At 67.3% G+C, this 16765-nt stretch carries 17 protein-coding genes; 6 read left to right on the forward strand and 11 right to left on the reverse strand.

Annotated features, from left to right (window positions below):
- Positions 1-30: 30 nt before the first annotated feature.
- From MRBLWO13_RS02460 to MRBLWO13_RS02490, 7 genes are all read right to left on the reverse strand, one after another.
- Positions 31-1041 carry a LacI family DNA-binding transcriptional regulator gene (locus tag MRBLWO13_RS02460; protein ID WP_341976201.1) on the reverse strand — a complete coding sequence of 337 codons (1011 nt, stop codon included), beginning with the start codon at positions 1039-1041 and terminating at the stop codon, positions 31-33.
- 47 nt (positions 1042-1088) lie between these two features.
- Positions 1089-1982, reverse strand: coding sequence for a carbohydrate ABC transporter permease (locus MRBLWO13_RS02465; protein ID WP_341976202.1), 894 nt, complete (start codon positions 1980-1982; stop codon positions 1089-1091).
- Complete coding sequence (locus tag MRBLWO13_RS02470; RefSeq protein WP_341976203.1) at positions 1975-2934, reverse strand: sugar ABC transporter permease; 960 nt, start codon at positions 2932-2934, stop codon at positions 1975-1977. The genes MRBLWO13_RS02465 and MRBLWO13_RS02470 overlap by 8 nt, the downstream gene beginning before the upstream one ends.
- A gap of 6 nt (positions 2935-2940) precedes the next feature.
- Complete coding sequence (locus MRBLWO13_RS02475; RefSeq protein ID WP_341976204.1) at positions 2941-4215, reverse strand: sugar ABC transporter substrate-binding protein; 1275 nt, start codon at positions 4213-4215, stop codon at positions 2941-2943.
- A gap of 118 nt (positions 4216-4333) precedes the next feature.
- Positions 4334-4693 (reverse strand): CrcB family protein, encoded by a 360-nt coding sequence (locus MRBLWO13_RS02480; RefSeq protein ID WP_341976205.1) that lies wholly within the window; start codon positions 4691-4693, stop codon positions 4334-4336.
- On the reverse strand, positions 4690-5073 hold the full coding sequence (locus MRBLWO13_RS02485) for a CrcB family protein (protein WP_341976206.1): 384 nt from the start codon (positions 5071-5073) through the stop codon (positions 4690-4692). Before MRBLWO13_RS02485 ends, MRBLWO13_RS02480 begins: the two co-directional genes overlap by 4 nt.
- 10 nt (positions 5074-5083) lie before the next feature.
- Entirely contained in the window at positions 5084-5965 is an 882-nt protein-coding gene (locus MRBLWO13_RS02490; RefSeq protein WP_341976207.1) for a LysR family transcriptional regulator, read from the reverse strand.
- A gap of 68 nt (positions 5966-6033) precedes the next feature.
- Between MRBLWO13_RS02490 and MRBLWO13_RS02495 the strand changes: the two genes are divergently transcribed.
- Complete coding sequence (locus MRBLWO13_RS02495; RefSeq protein ID WP_341976208.1) at positions 6034-6909, forward strand: alkaline phosphatase family protein; 876 nt, start codon at positions 6034-6036, stop codon at positions 6907-6909.
- The gene (locus tag MRBLWO13_RS02500) at positions 6906-7751 is read left to right on the forward strand and encodes an SMR family transporter (RefSeq protein WP_341976209.1); all 846 of its coding nucleotides are present in this window, start codon (positions 6906-6908) and stop codon (positions 7749-7751) included. The genes MRBLWO13_RS02495 and MRBLWO13_RS02500 overlap by 4 nt, the downstream gene beginning before the upstream one ends.
- A gap of 156 nt (positions 7752-7907) precedes the next feature.
- On the opposite strand, the gene MRBLWO13_RS02505 is transcribed toward MRBLWO13_RS02500, so the two are convergent.
- Positions 7908-8687, reverse strand: a complete 780-nt coding sequence (locus MRBLWO13_RS02505; RefSeq protein ID WP_341976210.1) for a MerR family transcriptional regulator — start codon at positions 8685-8687, stop codon at positions 7908-7910.
- A 118-nt stretch (positions 8688-8805) separates the two neighbouring features.
- Here MRBLWO13_RS02505 and MRBLWO13_RS02510 point away from each other — a divergent pair, with 118 nt between their 5' ends.
- The 3 genes from MRBLWO13_RS02510 to MRBLWO13_RS02520 all read left to right on the forward strand — a co-directional run bounded on the left by MRBLWO13_RS02510 (position 8806) and on the right by MRBLWO13_RS02520 (position 12919).
- Positions 8806-11292, forward strand: coding sequence for a glycogen/starch/alpha-glucan phosphorylase (locus MRBLWO13_RS02510; RefSeq protein WP_341976211.1), 2487 nt, complete (start codon positions 8806-8808; stop codon positions 11290-11292).
- Between the two features lie 164 nt (positions 11293-11456).
- A complete protein-coding gene (locus tag MRBLWO13_RS02515; RefSeq protein ID WP_341976212.1) occupies positions 11457-12296 on the forward strand; it encodes a DUF4097 family beta strand repeat-containing protein in 840 nt (279 codons plus the stop codon).
- On the forward strand, positions 12293-12919 hold the full coding sequence (locus MRBLWO13_RS02520; RefSeq protein WP_341976213.1) for a PadR family transcriptional regulator: 627 nt from the start codon (positions 12293-12295) through the stop codon (positions 12917-12919). The genes MRBLWO13_RS02515 and MRBLWO13_RS02520 overlap by 4 nt, the downstream gene beginning before the upstream one ends.
- 127 nt (positions 12920-13046) lie before the next feature.
- Here MRBLWO13_RS02520 and MRBLWO13_RS02525 read toward each other — a convergent pair whose 3' ends face one another.
- Positions 13047-13592: a universal stress protein gene (locus MRBLWO13_RS02525; protein WP_341976214.1), complete on the reverse strand. Its 546-nt coding sequence runs from the start codon at positions 13590-13592 to the stop codon at positions 13047-13049.
- Between the two features lie 148 nt (positions 13593-13740).
- On the opposite strand from MRBLWO13_RS02525, the gene MRBLWO13_RS02530 reads away from it, so the two are divergent.
- Positions 13741-13926: a DUF3073 domain-containing protein gene (locus MRBLWO13_RS02530; RefSeq protein ID WP_102193934.1), complete on the forward strand. Its 186-nt coding sequence runs from the start codon at positions 13741-13743 to the stop codon at positions 13924-13926.
- A 61-nt stretch (positions 13927-13987) separates the two neighbouring features.
- Here the strand turns inward: MRBLWO13_RS02530 and MRBLWO13_RS02535 are convergent, their stop codons facing one another.
- Together MRBLWO13_RS02535 and purF are read right to left on the reverse strand one after the other, a co-directional pair.
- On the reverse strand, positions 13988-15292 hold the full coding sequence (locus MRBLWO13_RS02535; protein ID WP_341976215.1) for an MFS transporter: 1305 nt from the start codon (positions 15290-15292) through the stop codon (positions 13988-13990).
- Positions 15289-16764, reverse strand: coding sequence for an amidophosphoribosyltransferase (purF, locus tag MRBLWO13_RS02540; protein WP_341976216.1), 1476 nt, complete (start codon positions 16762-16764; stop codon positions 15289-15291). Before purF ends, MRBLWO13_RS02535 begins: the two co-directional genes overlap by 4 nt.
- Between the last annotated feature and the right edge of the window lies 1 nt (position 16765).

The following is a 16765-nucleotide window of genomic DNA, read 5'->3' on the forward strand; positions in this document are numbered from 1 at the left end:
GAGTCGATTGTGAGGGAAAGGGCGAGACCGTCACCGGGAGCGGGACGGGGGTGCGTCGAGATCTGTCGACGCACCGGGGAAGAGCGACCACTCGAACTCGTGAAGCTGTCCGCGCGGCGGGTCCTTCGCGAGAGCGCAGTCGACGAGGATGCGCGCGTGACGCTCATAGAAGTCGGTGGGGCCGACGGTGGTGAGCGTCGGCGCGATGAGACGGGCATCCGGGGTGTTGCCCACACCGATCACCGCGACGTCATGCGGCACGCGCAGGCCGAGCATGTGCGCCGCGTTGATCGCAGCGATCGCGGCGAAGTCGGTGGTGGCGTAGATCGCGGACGGCCGGTTCTCGCCCGTGAGCAAGCGAACCGCGGCGGCGAAGGCGCTCGCCTGCGTCTCCGTGTAGGTCTCCGTCCACGACGGAGCCGGGTCGATGCCGGCATCCCCCATCCGCTGCACATAGGCCGAGTACCGCGTGCGCTGGGTCGCCGAGAGCGTGACGGCGGCCTCGGCGGCGAGGCATCCGATCGCGGTATGCCGCTCGAGAAGGTGATCCATGGCGATCTCGCACCCGGGAAGGGCATCGGAGCGGACGACATCGAACCCCTCGGGTTCGAGGTGCTCAGAGAAGACGACGAGGCGCTGGCCGCGTTTGACCAGATCGTTGATCCTCGTGCGGGTCTGCTCGTCGGATCCGATGGCGTCGAGAAAGGCGACATCGCTTTCGAGACGGTCGAGGGCCGTGTACCAGTCGCCGTCGGCGAGGATGAGAGTGGTCAGGCCGTGCCGGTTCGCCTCGGCGTTCACGGCGTCAGCCACCGCCAGAGACCACGGGTCGCTGAGCATGTGCAGCGAGAGCTGCACGGTGCCGCTGCGACCGGTCCGGATGGTGCGCGCGGCACTGTTCGGGCGGTAGTTGAGCGCTTCTGCCGATGCGAGGACACGCGCCGCCGTCGCCTCGGCGACGCCCGGACCCGCGGCGCCCGCACGTCCCGAGAGAACGTACGACACCGTCGCCGTCGACACCCCGGCATGCTCGGCGACCATCCGAAGCGTCGGACGACGCGATTCCTGTTGTCTCCGCCCCGCCACGGTCAGCCCTTCGATCCGCTGAACGCGATGCCCTGGATGAACTGTCGCTGCAGGATCATGAACGTCACCAGCATCGGCAGGGTCGCCAGCAGTGCGCCCGCCATCAGCACCGGGTAGTCGGTGCCGTGGATCCCGACGAGCTGCGAGAGCCCGACCGAGAGCGGCATCTTGGCGGGGTCGGTCGTCACGATCAACGGCCAGAGCAAGTCGTTCCACGACCAGAGCACAGTGAACACCACGAGAGCGATGATGCCAGGCTTCGCCAGCGGAACCATGATCTGCCAGAACGTCTGCCACGGATTCGCTCCGTCGATGCGCGCCGCCTCTTCGAGTTCGGCAGGCATCGACATGAAGAACTGACGCATCAGGAACGTCCCGAAGGCGCTGAAGATACCGGGCACGATCAGAGCTTGCAGCGTGTTCAGCCAGCCGAGCGCCTGGATGATCTCGTACTGCGGCAGCAAGTACAGCTGTGACGGCACCATGAGCACCGACAGGAACACGACGAACAGCGCGTTGCGTCCGGGGAACGGAATGCGCGCGAAGGCATAGCCCGCCATCGTGCAGAGCACGACCTGGCCGATCGTGCGGCCGACGGTGAGCAGCACCGAGTTCGCGAACATCTGCGCGAACGGCATCGACTCGAACACTTCCGCGAAGTTCGTGAAGACCCATTCGCGGGGCAGGAAGCTCGGGGGCACCTGAACCGAGTCGGACAGCGTCTTGAACGAGGTCAGCAGCTGCCAGATGAAGGGGAAGACCATCAGCACCGCCCCGACGGCGAGTACGACGTGCACGATCCAGATCGCGCGGTTCTTCGGCTTTCCCGCGCGGCGATCCTCGCCGGCGGGGGAGGCGCCGACCACGGCGCGCGTGTCGAGCGAGACGTCACTCATAGTGCACCCACTTCTTCTGCAGGCGGAACTGCACGACCGTGAGCAGCAGGATGATCACGAGCAGCAAGAAGGCGACGGCGGCCGCGTACCCGCGGTCGTTGTCGAGGAAACCCGCTTCGTAGAACAGATAGACCACCGTGCGGGTGTTCGGCATCGCAGGGTTGCTGCGGCCGAGCATCATGTAGATGAGGTCGAACACCTGCAGGGCGCCGATCACGCTGATGACGCTCACGAAGAAGATCGACGGCGACAGGAGCGGAATCGTGATGGAGATGAACTTGCGCACGGGGCCAGCGCCATCCAGGTCCGCGGCCTCCATGATCGTGTCGGGAATGCCCTGGAGTCCGGCGAGGAAGATGACGATGTTCGTGCCGAGCCCCGCCCAGATGCCGACGACGGCGATCGCGATCAGTGCCGTGTTCGGGTCGGTGAGCCAGCTGCGCCCGTCGATCCCGATGGCGCCGAGTCCGGCGTTGAGCACGCCGTAGTCGCCGTTGTAGATCATTCGCCACACCAGCGCGATCGCGGCGGGCATCGTGACGACGGGGATGAAGTAGAGCGTCCGGTATGCGCTTCGCCCCTGGAGTCCTGTGGTGTTCAGAAGCGCGGCGATCGCGACGGCGAGCGGGATGCCGATCAACGCGATCACCGTGTACAGAGCGGTGTTGCGGAGGGCCCCGATCAGCTCGGGGTCCTGGAAGAGCCGCGCGTAGTTCTCGATCCCCACCCATTCGGCGCCGCCGAACGGTCCGGATTTCGTGAAGGAGATGATGAGGGTGCGCACGGTCGGCCAGAGGTAGAAGACCGCGATACCCAGCGCTGTGGGGCCGATGAACACCAGTGCCCACCATGGGGAGGCTCCGGGGCTGCGCCGGCGGCGGCGGATGCCGGGGCTGGGGGCCTCCGGCATCCGCTCTGCCGACGTGCCGGCGCGAGACGCGACGACGCTCATATGTCGTTACTCCTGCTCCGCGTCCAGCGCGGCCTGCATCTTCTCGGCGAGGTCCTTGAGTCCGGCCTCAGGGGTGACCGCACCCGACCAGACCTGCGAGAGGATCTCGCTTTCGAGGCTCGTCCACGCCGAGGTGTTCTTCGAGACCGGGTACGGGACGGCCGTCTCGAGCGCGTCGATGTAGACCTGCAGGTCGTACTGCGGCAGCGCGTCGACCCAGCCCTGCTGAGTGCCATTGAAAGCGGGGATCACCGTACCGGTCTCGGCCTGGATCTTCGCCGCTTCCTCACCGCTCGCGAACGCCGCGAACGCCTTCGCCTCGGCCAAGTGCGGGCTCTTCGCGTTGGCGACGTTGCCCACGCCGTGGATCACGCTCTGGTTTCCCTCGGCGCCAGCGGGAAGGGGAGCCACATCGACCTTGTCGGCGATGTCGGCGTTATCACCGTAGGCGATCGCCGCCCACGAGCCGTTCTGGAACATGGCCACCTTGCCCGAGAGGAAGAAGTCCTCCGGGTTCGTGTCGGTCATCTGCTGCGCCGTCGGCGACGATCCGGCCGCGATGAGGTCGGTCCACAGCTCGATGCCGGCGAGAGCCTCCGGCGTGCCGTAGCCCGTCTCGGTGCCATCCGCCGAGACGACCTCGCCGCCGGCCTGGGCGATCGAGTTGTAGAAGTTCTCCTGCCCGTACTGGCTGGCAGCGATGCCGAACTGGCCCTTCGCCGGGTCGGTGAGCTTGCCCGCCGCGGCGGTGAAGTCATCCCAGGTCCAGCCCGCGGTCGGGTACTCGACACCGGCCGCGTCGAAGAGTTCCTTGTTGTACCAGAGGGCGACGGTGTCGAAGTCCTTGGGAGCGCCGAAGAGCTTGCCGTCGTACGTGTAGAGGTCGACCAGACCCTCGGGGTAATCGGCGGTGTCGACTCCGGCGTCGTCGAGAGGCGCGAGCTGGCCGTTCGACGCGTACAGCTGGAAGTTCGGGCCGTTCATCCAGAAGACGTCGGCGGCCGATCCACCGGTGGCCGCGGTCTGCAGCTTGGTGAAGTACTCCTTGTACGGCGTGACCTGGATGTCGATCGTGACGTTCGGGTTCTCCTTGGTGAATGCGGCCGCGATCTCCTCCATCGCAGGCTTCTGGTTCTCATCCCAGATCGCATAGCTGAGGGTGACGTCGCCGCCCCCGGAGGATCCTTCGCCCCCGGTCGAGGACGAGCATGCGCTGAGCGCGAGGACGGCTGCCACTGAGGCTGCGAAGGCGCCGAGGGTGCGGCGGGAAAGGCGGGCCATGGGTGTCTCCTTTGACGGTGCTACGGGTGCGAGGGGGGATCACTCGGGTCTGTGATCGATCGTGTTAAACGATTAGCAAGGAGAGTAGCCCGCGCGGGCGACCTGCGCAAGGGCGGGTTCAGATCAGGGAACCGAGAGCGAGGCCGAGGCCCGCCCCGAGAAGCCCGAGCGCGAGCATCCCCACCGCGTTGAAGGCGGATGCCGGTCGCTCGCCGTCGCGCCAGAGTGCGACCGTGTCGAGCATCGCCGTGCTGAACGTCGTGTAGCCGCCGAGCAGGCCGGCGCCGAGGAGAAATGCCTGGTCAGGGAGAACAGCGGTGATGAGACCGAGCGCGAAAGAGCCGGTGATGTTCACCAGCAGAATCCCCCAGGGGAAGCGCCGCCCCGCCACCTTCCCGACGCCGAGATCGACGAGGTAGCGAAGTGTCGCACCGAGGCCTCCGGCGAGCGCGGCGCCGACGAACAGCAGCGGACTCATGACGTCGCCTCTGCACGAGGACGTCCGAGTCGGAGCCCGCCTGCCGCCGCAGCGAGGCCGAGCACGAGGGTGCCTCCGGCATAGGCGATCGCGATGAGCGGAGCATCCGCCCACAGCGCCACCGTCCCCGTCATGAACGCGCTATAGGTCGTGAACCCGCCGAGCAGACCGGTGCCGAGGAAGAGCCGCAGTCCGGTCGTGGCGGGAAGCCGAGCAGTGAGGATGCCGATCAGCAGGGCCCCGATGAGGTTCGCCATGAGCACCGCGACCGGGAAACCGCCGGCGTCCGGTACCGCGAGACCCAGCCCGAGTCGGGCCGCCGTTCCCACCGTGCCACCCGCGGCGACGAGCAGGACGCGAACGAGGGGGGCAATGTTCACGCCCGCCACTCTAGCCCGCCGGCCGATCTCGGTACGCCCTGGGTGCGTTCGCCACAGCCTCGAGCGTTCGCCAGATCGATGTCCGCTCCACGCCGGACACGCACACGAGATACTCGGTGACGGTGACCACCGGATCGCTCAGGTCGAGCATCACCAGGCGCGGGTCGTCGAGCATCTCATCTTCTGCGACGATGCCGATGCCCAATCCGGCCGCGACAGCGGCGAGGACGGCCTCTCGCGTATCGGCGACCATGCCGTACGACAGCTCGACCCCTGCGTCCGCGGCTGCTTCCTCCAGCGAGGCCCGTGTGACGCTGCCGCGTTCGCGTCCGATCAGCCGTTCCCCGGCGAGGTCGGCGAGCGCGAGCTTCTTCCCACCGGCCCTCGGGTGATCCGTGCGCACGACAGCCACGAGATCCTGCGCGCGGAGCGCAATGCGGTGCAGCGCCGGATCGTCCGGCACATCGGCCGCGACGCCCGCATCGGCACGACGGCTGCGCACGGCGTCGATCACCGCGGTCGAGTTCCCCGCAGTGACCTCGAACCTGGCGCCCGGATGATCGTGGCGCGCTTCGGCGAGCAACGGCATCAGGTACCCCGGCGCGTCAGCGGCGATCCGGAAGACCTCACCTCCGAGGTGGGCGGCATCCGCGAGGTGGCGCTCCGCGACGTCGGCGAGTTCGAAAAGCGGCCGAGTGATCTCGTGCAGAGCGGCGCCGACCTCGGTGGGAGCGCCCGTACGGCGATCGATGAGCTGCACGTCGCGAGCGCGTTCGAGCGCCGCCAGTTGCGCCGAGACGGCCGGCTGGGTGATACCGAGGAACCGCGCAGCGGCCGTGATGCTCCCGGACGCGACGATGGCCTCGAAGACTCGGAGCTGCGCGAGCGACATAAACAAATCTTATGTGCACATAACCTCACCCCGTGGAGTTCTCCGTCGTCGAGTCCTAGTCTGAGCGCATGACGACGATGGGCGGGCACGAGATGACGGCACGGCGGAACCACGTCCTGATCGTCGGGTGGGACGGCGTCCGCGATGACATCCTCCGCGCCGCGCGCACTCCGCATCTCGACGAGATCGCCGCTGACGGATTCCTCGCCACCGTGCGCGTGCACGAGAAGAACCCGACGATCTCCGGGCCGGTGTGGTCGACGATGGCCACGGGTGTCTACCGCGATCTCCACGGAGTGCACGACAACGACTTCCACGCGAACGCCTTCGACCGGTATCCCGACGTGCTCACCCAGGTCCGCGCCGCGCAGCCCGGCGCCACGACGTTCGCCGCCGGCGCCTGGGCGCCGCTCGTAGAAGAAGCATCGGGCGGACCGCTCTTCGCCGGAGGCGGGTACCGACCAGGGCTGCCCGAGCGATCCGAGGACGGCCCCCTCGAGACTGTCGCGGCCATGGACGAGGCCGTCATCTCGCGAGTCGCGCGGGAACTGCGCCACCGCGACCACTCCGTCGTCTTCGCCTACGCGGCACTCCCGGACATCGTCGGCCATACCGAGGGTGTGACGGAGCGCTACCGCGTCTCGGTCGAGACCTGCGACGAGCAGCTCGGCGTGCTCATGGCAGCGATCGACGCGCGGCCGACTCGCGGACAGGAGAACTGGACGATCATCGTCCTCACCGATCATGGGCACCGCGACGAGGGCGACCACGGCGGCGACAGCGACGAGGAGCGCCTGGCATGGATCGCCGCGCGCGGACCCGGAATCGACAGGGCACCCGTCGGAGTCGATCACGCCGACGTGGCGCCGCACGTGCTCCAGTCCCTCGGGCTGGGCGTGCGTGAAGACCTTCCCGGGCGGCCGTTCGGTGCACGTCCGGCATGAGCACGGTCGTGCTCGTCGCCCTGCTCGGCTCGGCGGTCATGCACGCGACATGGAACGCGATGGCGAAGGCGATCACGGATCGGCTCGTCTCGTCCTCGCTGATCGGATGCGTGTACTTCGTGATCGGCGCCATCGGCGTGCTCGTGCTTCCCGCGCCGCACGCCGCAGCCTGGCCGGCCCTGATCGTCTCGGCGCTCCTGCAGACCGCGTACCTCATCCTGCTCACCGCGGTGTACTCGCACCTCGACCTGGGCGTCGCCTACCCGTTCACGCGTGGACTGGCCGTTCTCGGCGTGACGGTGCTTTCGGTGCTGGTGCTCGGGGAACGGCTGAGCACCGTGCAGTACGCGGGCGTCGCGATCGTCATCACCGCTCTGTTCGCGCTGACGCTCGGCCGACGACGACGCTGGCCACGCAGCGGATTGCTCCTGGCCATCGCGGTGGGCGCGTGCGTGACCGCGTACTCGTTCGTCGACGGCGTCGGCGTGCGCGCCTCCGGAACACCGCTGGGCTACGCGGCCTGGCTTTTCCTGCTGCAGGGCGCCGCCGTTCCGTTGTGCGCCCTGGCGCTGTCACGCGACCGACGGAGGCATCTCGTCGCACTCGGCGAGAACGCGCGGATCGGGATCGTCAGCGGGATACTGTCTCTCGCCGCCTACACGATCGTCCTCTGGGCCCAGGCCGAGGCTCCCCTCGCACTCGTCTCTGCGCTGCGCGAGACCGGGGTGATCGCCGCAGCCCTCATCGGCATACTCGTGTTCAAGGAAAGGCCCGGCCCCATCGGCATCGCCGCGGCCGTGGCAGCGACGGCCGGGATCATCGCCGTTCGCGTCGGATCGTAGGTTCTGCACGTATCAGGTCCGGCCGCGCGCTGCCCACGAGGACCGATCGCAGCGCACGGCCGCGTTTCGTCTCGTCGCTGCGCTCGTCGCTCAACGACCGGGTGCCGACAGCCCCCGGTCGTTGAGCGAGCGAAGCGAGACGAAACGTCCCGCCGACTACAGGTTGGCCTCCGCGTAGATGCGGAGCGCGTCACGGACGAACTCGGCACCCTGGGTGCCGCCGTCCGCCGTCGCGTAGTTCGCGCCGAAGCGCGGATCGGCGACGTATATCTCGCCGAGACCGATCACGTACGCCTTCGCGTCGCCTCCGGGCACGGCGGCCGGGGTGCCGGGGATACCTGTGAGCCACTCGACGTGGCGACGTGCGACGTCCTGGGCGTCGGCGGATGCCGGATCGATGCCGCTCTCCGCGGCGGCGATCCAGTCGCGTCCGAGGTCGGACACGCGCTGCTGCCATGCGGTGCGCTCGGCATCCGTCATCCCGCGCCACCAGCGGTCGCTGTCGGCGTAGGCCTTCTTGCCCCAGCGCTCTTCGACCTCGTCCTTGTACTGGGTGTGGTCGAAACCGTCGAACATGTTCTCTGCCATGAGGGTTTCACCTCCTTTCAATGCGTTGATTGTGGATTCGACCGACACGATCTGCCGCGTCAGCCGGTTCTGCTCCTCGCGCAGGAGCGCGAGGTGGGTCTCGAGCGCGGATGCCTCACTGCGCTCCTTCTCGAGCACTTCGCGCACCTGCGGCAGACCCAGGCCGAGTTCGCGCAGCAGCAGAATCCTCTGCAGCCGCACGAGGGCATGTTCGTCGTAGTGCCGATACCCGTTGCGCGCGATCCGCGACGGCGCGAGCAGCCCGATGTCGTCGTAGTGACGCAGCGTGCGGCTCGTGGTGCCCGCGAGGCGGGCGATCTCCTGGATCGACCAGTCGCGCCTGTCCATGGCATCCTCCTTCCGTGTCGATATCTCCACCGTAGAAGTTGCCGCTACGTCAATGTCAAGCGCGAACTCTTCACGACTTGTTGATGCGCGCGATACACCCGCTCGCTACCGTCGATACGTGCCAGAGAACCGCGATGCCACCCACCCGCTCGCCCTTGCCCCCGTCACCGCTCCACCGAGCACGGTGGACGGGTTCGTGCAGGAGTTCCTGCGCAACCTCAACTTCCACTGCGGGGTCGCCCTCTCGGCATCCAGCCCGAACGATCGCTATCTCGCGCTTGCCTACACCGTCCGCGACTACCTGATGGCGCGCTGGCTCGAAGACCTGCGCCGCCAGAAGGAGGCACCGTCCAAGAGCGTCTGCTATCTCTCCGCCGAGTACCTCCTGGGGCGCCAGCTCGACAACAATCTGCTGGCGAGCGGTCTGACCGAGATCGCGGCAGAGGCGCTCGCCGCCTGCGGGATCGAGCTCGACGACCTGCGCGCGCAGGAGGTCGAGCCCGGCCTCGGCAACGGCGGCCTCGGTCGTCTTGCCGCGTGCTTCATCGACTCCCTCGCGACCATGGGCGTGCCGAACATCGGCTACGGCATCCGCTACGAGTACGGCATCTTCCGACAGACCTTCATCGACGGTCAGCAGGTCGAGCAGCCGGATGCCTGGCTGACGATGGGCTCCCCCTGGGAGTTCCCGCACCCGGAGGCCGCGCAGACCATCTCGTTCGGCGGTCGCACGGAGCAGTTCGACGACGGCGGCGTGATGCGCAGTCGGTGGATCCCGGCGTGGAACGTGCAGGCGGTGCCCTACAACTACATGGTTCCCGGATTCCAGAACGGGCGCGTGAACACGCTGCGACTCTGGAGCGCGGTCGCCACGGATGCCTTCGACCTGCGCATCTTCAACTCCGGCGACTACGAGGAGGCCGTGCGCGCGCAGACGTACGCCGCGAACATCTCGAAAGTGCTGTACCCCGAGGACTCGACCCCGCAGGGGAAGGAGCTGCGGCTGCAGCAGCAGTACTTCTTCGTCGCAGCATCCATCCACGACTTCCTCGACACCATGATCGCCGACGATTTCGACCTGAACGAGCTGCCTGGGCGGGTGATCTTCCAGCTCAACGACACCCATCCCGTCATCGCGGTGCCCGAGTTCATGCGGGTGCTCGTCGACGAGAAAGGAATGGCGTGGGATGCCGCATGGCAGATCACCCGGCAGTGCTTCGCCTACACCTGTCACACACTGCTGCCGGAGGCGCTCGAGGTGTGGTCGGTCGAGCTGCTGGGCCGGCTGCTCCCCCGCCACCTGGAGATCATCTACCGCATCAACGAGGAGTTCCTCGCGGCGGTGCGCGAGCGCTTCGGTGACGACGAGATGCGCATCCGCAACATGTCGATCATCGCCGAGCATCCCGAGCGCTCGGTGCGGATGGCGTATCTCGCGACGGTCGCCGGTGCGCAGGTCAACGGCGTCGCCGAACTGCACTCCCAGCTGCTGCGCGACAACGTGCTGACCGACTTCAACGAGTTCTATCCCGGCAAGTTCACCAACGTCACGAACGGAGTCACCCCGCGACGGTTCCTGCGGCTGGCGAACCCTGAGCTCTCCGACCTCATCACTGCAGCGATCGGCGACGGCTGGGTCACCGACCTCGAGCGGCTCCGCGACCTCGAGCCGTTCGCAGCGGATGCCGAGTTCCGCACTGCGTTCGCCGGGGTGAAGGCGGCGAACAAACGCCGCCTGAGCGAAGTGCTTCTGGAACGGGACGGCTTCGAGGTCAGCGACGGGCACATGCTCGACGTGATGGTGAAGCGGTTGCACGAGTACAAGCGGCAGATGCTCAAGGTGCTGCACATCGTCAGCGCCTACGAGGGCGTCGTGTCGGGGCGGGTGGCCGTCGACGAGATTCAGCCGCGCACGTTCATCTTCGGCGCGAAGGCCGCCCCTGGCTACGCGATGGCGAAGCGGATCATCCACCTCATCAATGCGGTCGGCGCTGTCGTCAACACCGATCCTCGCCTCGAGGGGCGGCTGAAGGTGATCTTCCCGCCCAACTACAACGTCACCCTCGCCGAGCGGGTCATCCCCGCCGCCGACCTCTCCGAGCAGATCTCGCTCGCCGGCAAGGAGGCCTCCGGAACCGGAAACATGAAGTTCGCGCTCAACGGGGCTCTCACGATCGGCACCGACGACGGCGCGAACGTCGAGATCCGCGAGCTCGTCGGCGACGAGAACTTCTTCCTGTTCGGGATGAGTGAGCCAGAGGTGGAGGCGCTCGCCGTGCGCGGGTACCGCCCCAGCGAGTTCTACCAGGCCGATGAGGGGCTGCGCCGGGCCATCGACCTGATCGCCTCCGGCACGTTCTCCAGCGGCGATCGGTCGGTCTTCGAGCCGATCGTGTCGAATCTGCTCTACGACGACCGGTTCATGGTGCTCGCCGACTACTCCGCGTACATCGCGGCGCAGGCCAGGGTGGATGCCGCCTACGCCGACCAGGATGCCTGGACGCGCTCGGCCATCCTCAACGTCGCCCGCTGCGGCTATTTCTCCTCCGACCGATCGATCCGCGACTACATCGACCGCATCTGGCACACGCCGCCCGCGTTCTGAGGCGCGCTCCCCTCAGCGTTCAAAGAGCGCAAACGGCTGCATTTCGCCCGCGGATGCAGCCGTTTGCGCTCTTTGAACGGAACAGGGCTTGACAGACTCGCGATATATCGTGTTACTGTGATGACACGCGATATATCGCGAATCCCCAGACACAGGAGAAGGACATGACCGAGAAGTGGCTCATCGCCCCCGGCGAAGAACGCGTCATCGACATCGAATCCGTGACGCGCCTCAAGGTGGGCCTCGTCGGCGGACAGATCGACATCATCGCCCACGACGAGCCGGGCATCCGCATCGAGGTGCACGGCGTCACCATCAAGGACCTCCGCGTGGAGTCCCACGGCGGCGAGGTCGAGATCGACCACCCGCAGCTGGGCTGGGACAACTTCCTCGAGGTCTTCCGCAACTTCGGCTCGGGCGGACCGCGCGCCGAGGTGAGCGTCGCCGTTCCGCGCGCGATCGCCCTCAACCTGGGCGTCGTCAGCGCGGGGGCGCTCGTCTCCGGCATCAGCAACGACGCCCGCCTCAGCACCGTCTCCGGCGACATCATCGTCGACACGCTCATCGGCGATCTGACGGTGAACTCGGTCTCCGGCGACGTGCAGGTGCGCGGCCTCACCGGCTCGCTCAGCGCCAACAGCGTCTCCGGCGATGTGGCTGTCACCGGCGCCGTGCGCAAGGCGACGATCGACACCGTCTCCGGCGCCGCCCTGGTGGACGCCATGGGAGACGTGAACACGATCAACCTGAACACGGTCGCCGGATCCAGCACCGTCCGCCTCGACGAGACGCTGCCCGCGAATTACGTCGCGCGCTCGATGAGCGGCCGGATCCTGATCGACGGGATCGAGCGCAACTCCTCCGGTCCGAGCAACTACACGGGCTCGACCGGAGAACTCGCCGGACGCTTCGTCGACGTGCGCGCCAATTCGGTGTCGGGTTCCATCACCGTACTGCGCCGCGCCACGGCATCCGTCGCCGACGACGCGGAGTGGGAATCATGAGCCCCGCAGTCTTCTCGCACGGCGATCTGCGCCTGTACCTGCTGTCGCTGCTCGCCGAGGCGCCGCAGCACGGGTACGGCATCATCCAGGCTCTCACCGATCGCACCGGCGGCACCTACACGCCCAGCGCCGGCACCATCTATCCGCGGCTCGCGAAGCTCGAGGAAGAGGGCCTGGTGACGAAGACCGTCGACGGCCGCACCACGATCTATGCGATCACGGAAGCCGGTCGCGCAGAGCTCGCCTCCCGCGAAGGGGACCTGGCCGGCATCGAGTCCGGCCTCGCGGACTCGGTGCGGCTGATCGCCAATGAGGTGCGCCAGAGCGTGCAGGACGCGATGAAGAGCCTCCGCGCCGACCTCGCATCGGCCGAGCGCGACGAGCGGAGCGCGGCGAAGGCCCGCCCGCGGACACCGGCGGGCGACGCCCGGGTTTCCAGTCGCGAAGAGCTGCACCGGGCGGATGCTCTGATCAATGCCTTCCGTGCACAGGTGCGCACCGACCTGCGCACGCATGTCGCTCGGGGCGGCGAACTGCCGGCATCCATCGTCACCGACCTCGAGGGCGCCCTGGATACCGCTGCCCGCGGCATCACCGTCGGGCTCAACTCACTGGGCCGCTGACCGCGCAACCCGAACCCCTGGTCGTTGAGCGAGGAGCGCAGCGACGAGACGAAACGCGTCGATCCCGCGTCATACGCTGGACGGCGCGTTTCGTCTCGCTGCGCTCAACGACCGGGGCGAGCCCGGCTTAGGACTCCGGCCAGATCTCCTTCTGGTCGTCCGGCACGGATTCGCCGAGCGGGACCACAAGAATCGAACGATGCTGCCGATGCGCGAGGCGCGCCGCGACGGACCCGGTGAAGAACTCTCTGATCGATTCACCGATACCGCGCTTGCGCGTGCCCACGACGATCAACTGGGCATCGACCTTACCCGCGAGCTGCTTGATCGCCAGCGCCGGGTCACCGACGAGTTGCCGCGCCGTCCAGGTGAGGCCGGTGCGGTCGAGGATCTCCCCCGCTTCGGCCTGCACAGCGTCGAACTCGGCCTCACCCGCATCGAGGTTGAGATCGATGGGCGCGGAGTGCACGTAGCCGTCTGGATCCTCGTAGGTGACGAAACGGGTGACGTCGACGTGGACGACGATGAGCGGCGCGTTCAGCAATCGGGCATAGCGGGCGGCCTCATCAAGCACATGCCGGGCCTGGCCCGGTTGCATCCCGACGATCACCGCTTTCTGCAATGCGACGTTCTGTGCGGCTTCGTCGGATGGAGTGGAGGTGTTGTCTGACATGAGAATCGTTCCCTTCACCTGCCTGGCAGCGGCCAGAGGCCCTTACGCGCGTGCTATTCTGAATGCTACTCTTACCGGCCGCACGCCGGTGCCGTGAATGCGTCGGGCCCGAGTTTGCCCGCACCTCAACTCGTGAAGGGGGTCGCGCATGGGCCGTGGCCGTCAGAAGGCGAAACACACCAAGATCGCCCGCGAACTCAAGTCGTACAGTCCGTCGGTGAACTACTCGGCGCTGGAGCGCGAGCTTGCGCATCCGAGCGACGAGAACGAGTACGTCGACAAGTGGGCAGATCAATACGAAGACGAAGACGAGGACGAACTCGAGAAGGCGTAACCGCCGACTCATTCCTCGGTCTCCCCCGCGCTTTGCGCGGGGGATTCTTCGTATCAGCCGGTCACCAGCGACCGTGCCGGCGTTCCCACTCGTCCTCGATCGTGCGACGGCGCCCGGCGATATAGCCGGCCGGCAGCGAGACGATGAGCACTCCGGCCATCACGATCAACGGCACCTGCCACCCACCGGTGACCTCGTGCAGCATGCCGATCAGCAGCGGGAAGACCGCCGCGATCGCGTAGCCGATGCTCTGCACGAACCCGCTCAGTGCGACAGCACTCTCCGGGGTGCGCGCGCGGATGCTCAGCAGCACCAGACTCAACGGGAACATGATCGCCGACAGTCCGTAGATCATCACCCACACAGCGAGCGCCAGGGTCGGCACGAAGAGCAGACCCGCGAGACCGACGAGTCCCGCGCCGGCCGCGAAGAAGAAGAGCGGCCGCGTCGCCTGGAAGCGCACCACCAGGATCGGCACGACCATCGAGCACGGAAGGGCGACCAGCGCGAACAACGAGAGCAGGAACCCGGCCGTCGCCGGGGTCACGCCGCCGACGTCGACCAGCAGGGTCGGCAACCATGCGAACGACACGTACGCGGTCGTGGAGGAGGCGCCGAAGACGATGGCGAGCGCCCACGCCAGCGGTAGCCGCCAGAGCCGTCCGAAGATCCGCGGGTTCGCCGGCGAGACGGCAATCGGTCCGGTGGCGACCTCGACGGCATCCGGCGCGAAGGGGCGCGCGATCTGGTCCGGCTCCTCGACGACGGGCGCGGCGACCACCACGTCGGCCTTTCCTTGCACCAGCAGCGTCAGCCACGGGATCAGGGCGAGCGCGGCGCAGACGCCCCACATCCCCAGTGATACCCGCCAGCCCAGCGTGTCGGCCACCGGGACCGCGAGCATCGGCGGCAGGAAGGTGGAGACGGCCATCGTGGTGGAGTACAGCGTCATCATGACGCCGAGCCGGTCGGGGAAGTACTTCTTGACCAGCGGCGGCAGCAGCACGTTGCCCGACCCGACTCCCGCGAACACGACCACCGTCGCACCGAGCAGGGTGGTGGCATCGACCGCGAAGCCGCGCAGCAGGAGACCTGCGGCCATCACGGCGATGGCCGCGACGGCGACCCGTTCCAGTCCGAAGCGACGCTCGAGCAGCGGGGTGATCAGCCCGAAGATCGCGAAGCACACCGGCGGTGCCGCACCGATCAGCCCGATGACGACCGACGAAAGCGCGAAGTCACGATCGATGTGATCGACCACGGGCGACAACGAGGCGACGGCCGACCGCAGCGAGAACGCGACCAGCAGGATGCCCAGCAGCGCGAGCGCCCGGCCCTGCCACAGCGGCCGAGTGCTCGACGTCATGACGTCTGCGACCCCTCGACCCACGCCAGATACTCGTCGGTGACGGTGCCGGTGACATAGTGACCGTCGAAGCAACTCATGTCGAGCTCGGTCACCGCCGACCCCTCGGTGATCGCGGCCTTCAGGTCGTCGACCTCCTGGTAGACGAGGTGGTCGCAGCCGAGTTCCTCGGCGATCTCCGGGATGGTGCGCCCATGCGCGATGAGTTCGTGACGCGACGGCATGTTGATGCCGTAGACGTGCGGATGCCGCACCGGCGGCGCCGCCGAAGCGAAGGTCACCGAGATCGCCCCGGCATCCCGTGCCATCTGGATGATCTGCTTGCTCGTCGTGCCGCGCACGATCGAGTCGTCGATGAGCAGCACGTTCTTGCCCTGGAACTCCGTCGACATCGCATTGAGCTTCTGACGGACGCTCTTCTTGCGCACTGCCTGGCCGGGCATGATGAAGGTTCGTCCGACGTAGCGGTTCTTGTAGAAGCCTTCGCGGTACTCGATGCCGAGCTTGCGCGCGACCTCCATCGCCGCGGGGCGCGACGAGTCGGGGATCGGCATGACGACGTCGATCTTGTCCATCGGCACATGCTTGGCGATCGTGTCGGCGAGCCGGTCGCCCATCCGCAGCCGCGACTCGTAGACCGAGATGCCGTTCATCACCGAGTCGGGGCGGGCGAGGTAGACGTACTCGAACGCGCAGGGCGTGAGTCGCGGATCCGTCGCGCACTGTTTGCTGTGCAGCTCGCCCTCGCTGGTGATGAACACCGCTTCGCCGGGCTCGATCTCGCGGACGACCTCGTAGTCGGCGTTCTCCAGCACGAGCGACTCACTCGCGACGACCCACTCGTCGCCCTTCGGGTTGCCGTCCTGGTCGCGTCCGATGCGGTGACCGAGGATGAGCGGGCGGATGCCGAAGGGATCGCGGAACGCGAGCAGGCCGTATCCGGCGATCACCGCGATCACCGCGTAGGCGCCTTCGATGCGCTCCTGCGTGCGCGCCACGGCTTCGAAGACGCGCTCGGGCTCGAGGTCGACGGCCGAGGTCGTCGACTGCAGTTCGCCGGCCAGGACGTTCAGCAGCAGCTCGGTGTCGCTCGACGAGTTCAGATGGCGACGGTCGCGCTGTGCCATGTCGGCGGTGAGCTCACGGGTGTTGGTGAGGTTGCCGTTGTGGATGAGGATGATGCCGTACGGCGCGTTCACGTAGAACGGCTGCATCTCCTCTTCGCTCGAGGCGGTTCCCTTGGTGGCGTAGCGCACATGGCCCAGGCCCACATTGCCGAGAAGCGCACGCATGTCGCGGGTGCGGAACGCCTCCCGCACCATCCCCTGCGCTTTGGCGTTGTGCATGATGCCGTTCGGCTCTGCCGTGGCGATGCCCGTCGCATCCTGGCCGCGATGCTGCAGCAACAGGAGTGCGTCGTAGATGTCCTGATTGACCGGGGCTGTCCCCACCATTCCGACGATGCCGCACATG

The sequence above is a fragment of the Microbacterium sp. LWO13-1.2 genome (assembly GCF_038397725.1).
In the GTDB taxonomy this organism is placed as follows: Bacteria; Actinomycetota; Actinomycetes; order Actinomycetales; family Microbacteriaceae; genus Microbacterium.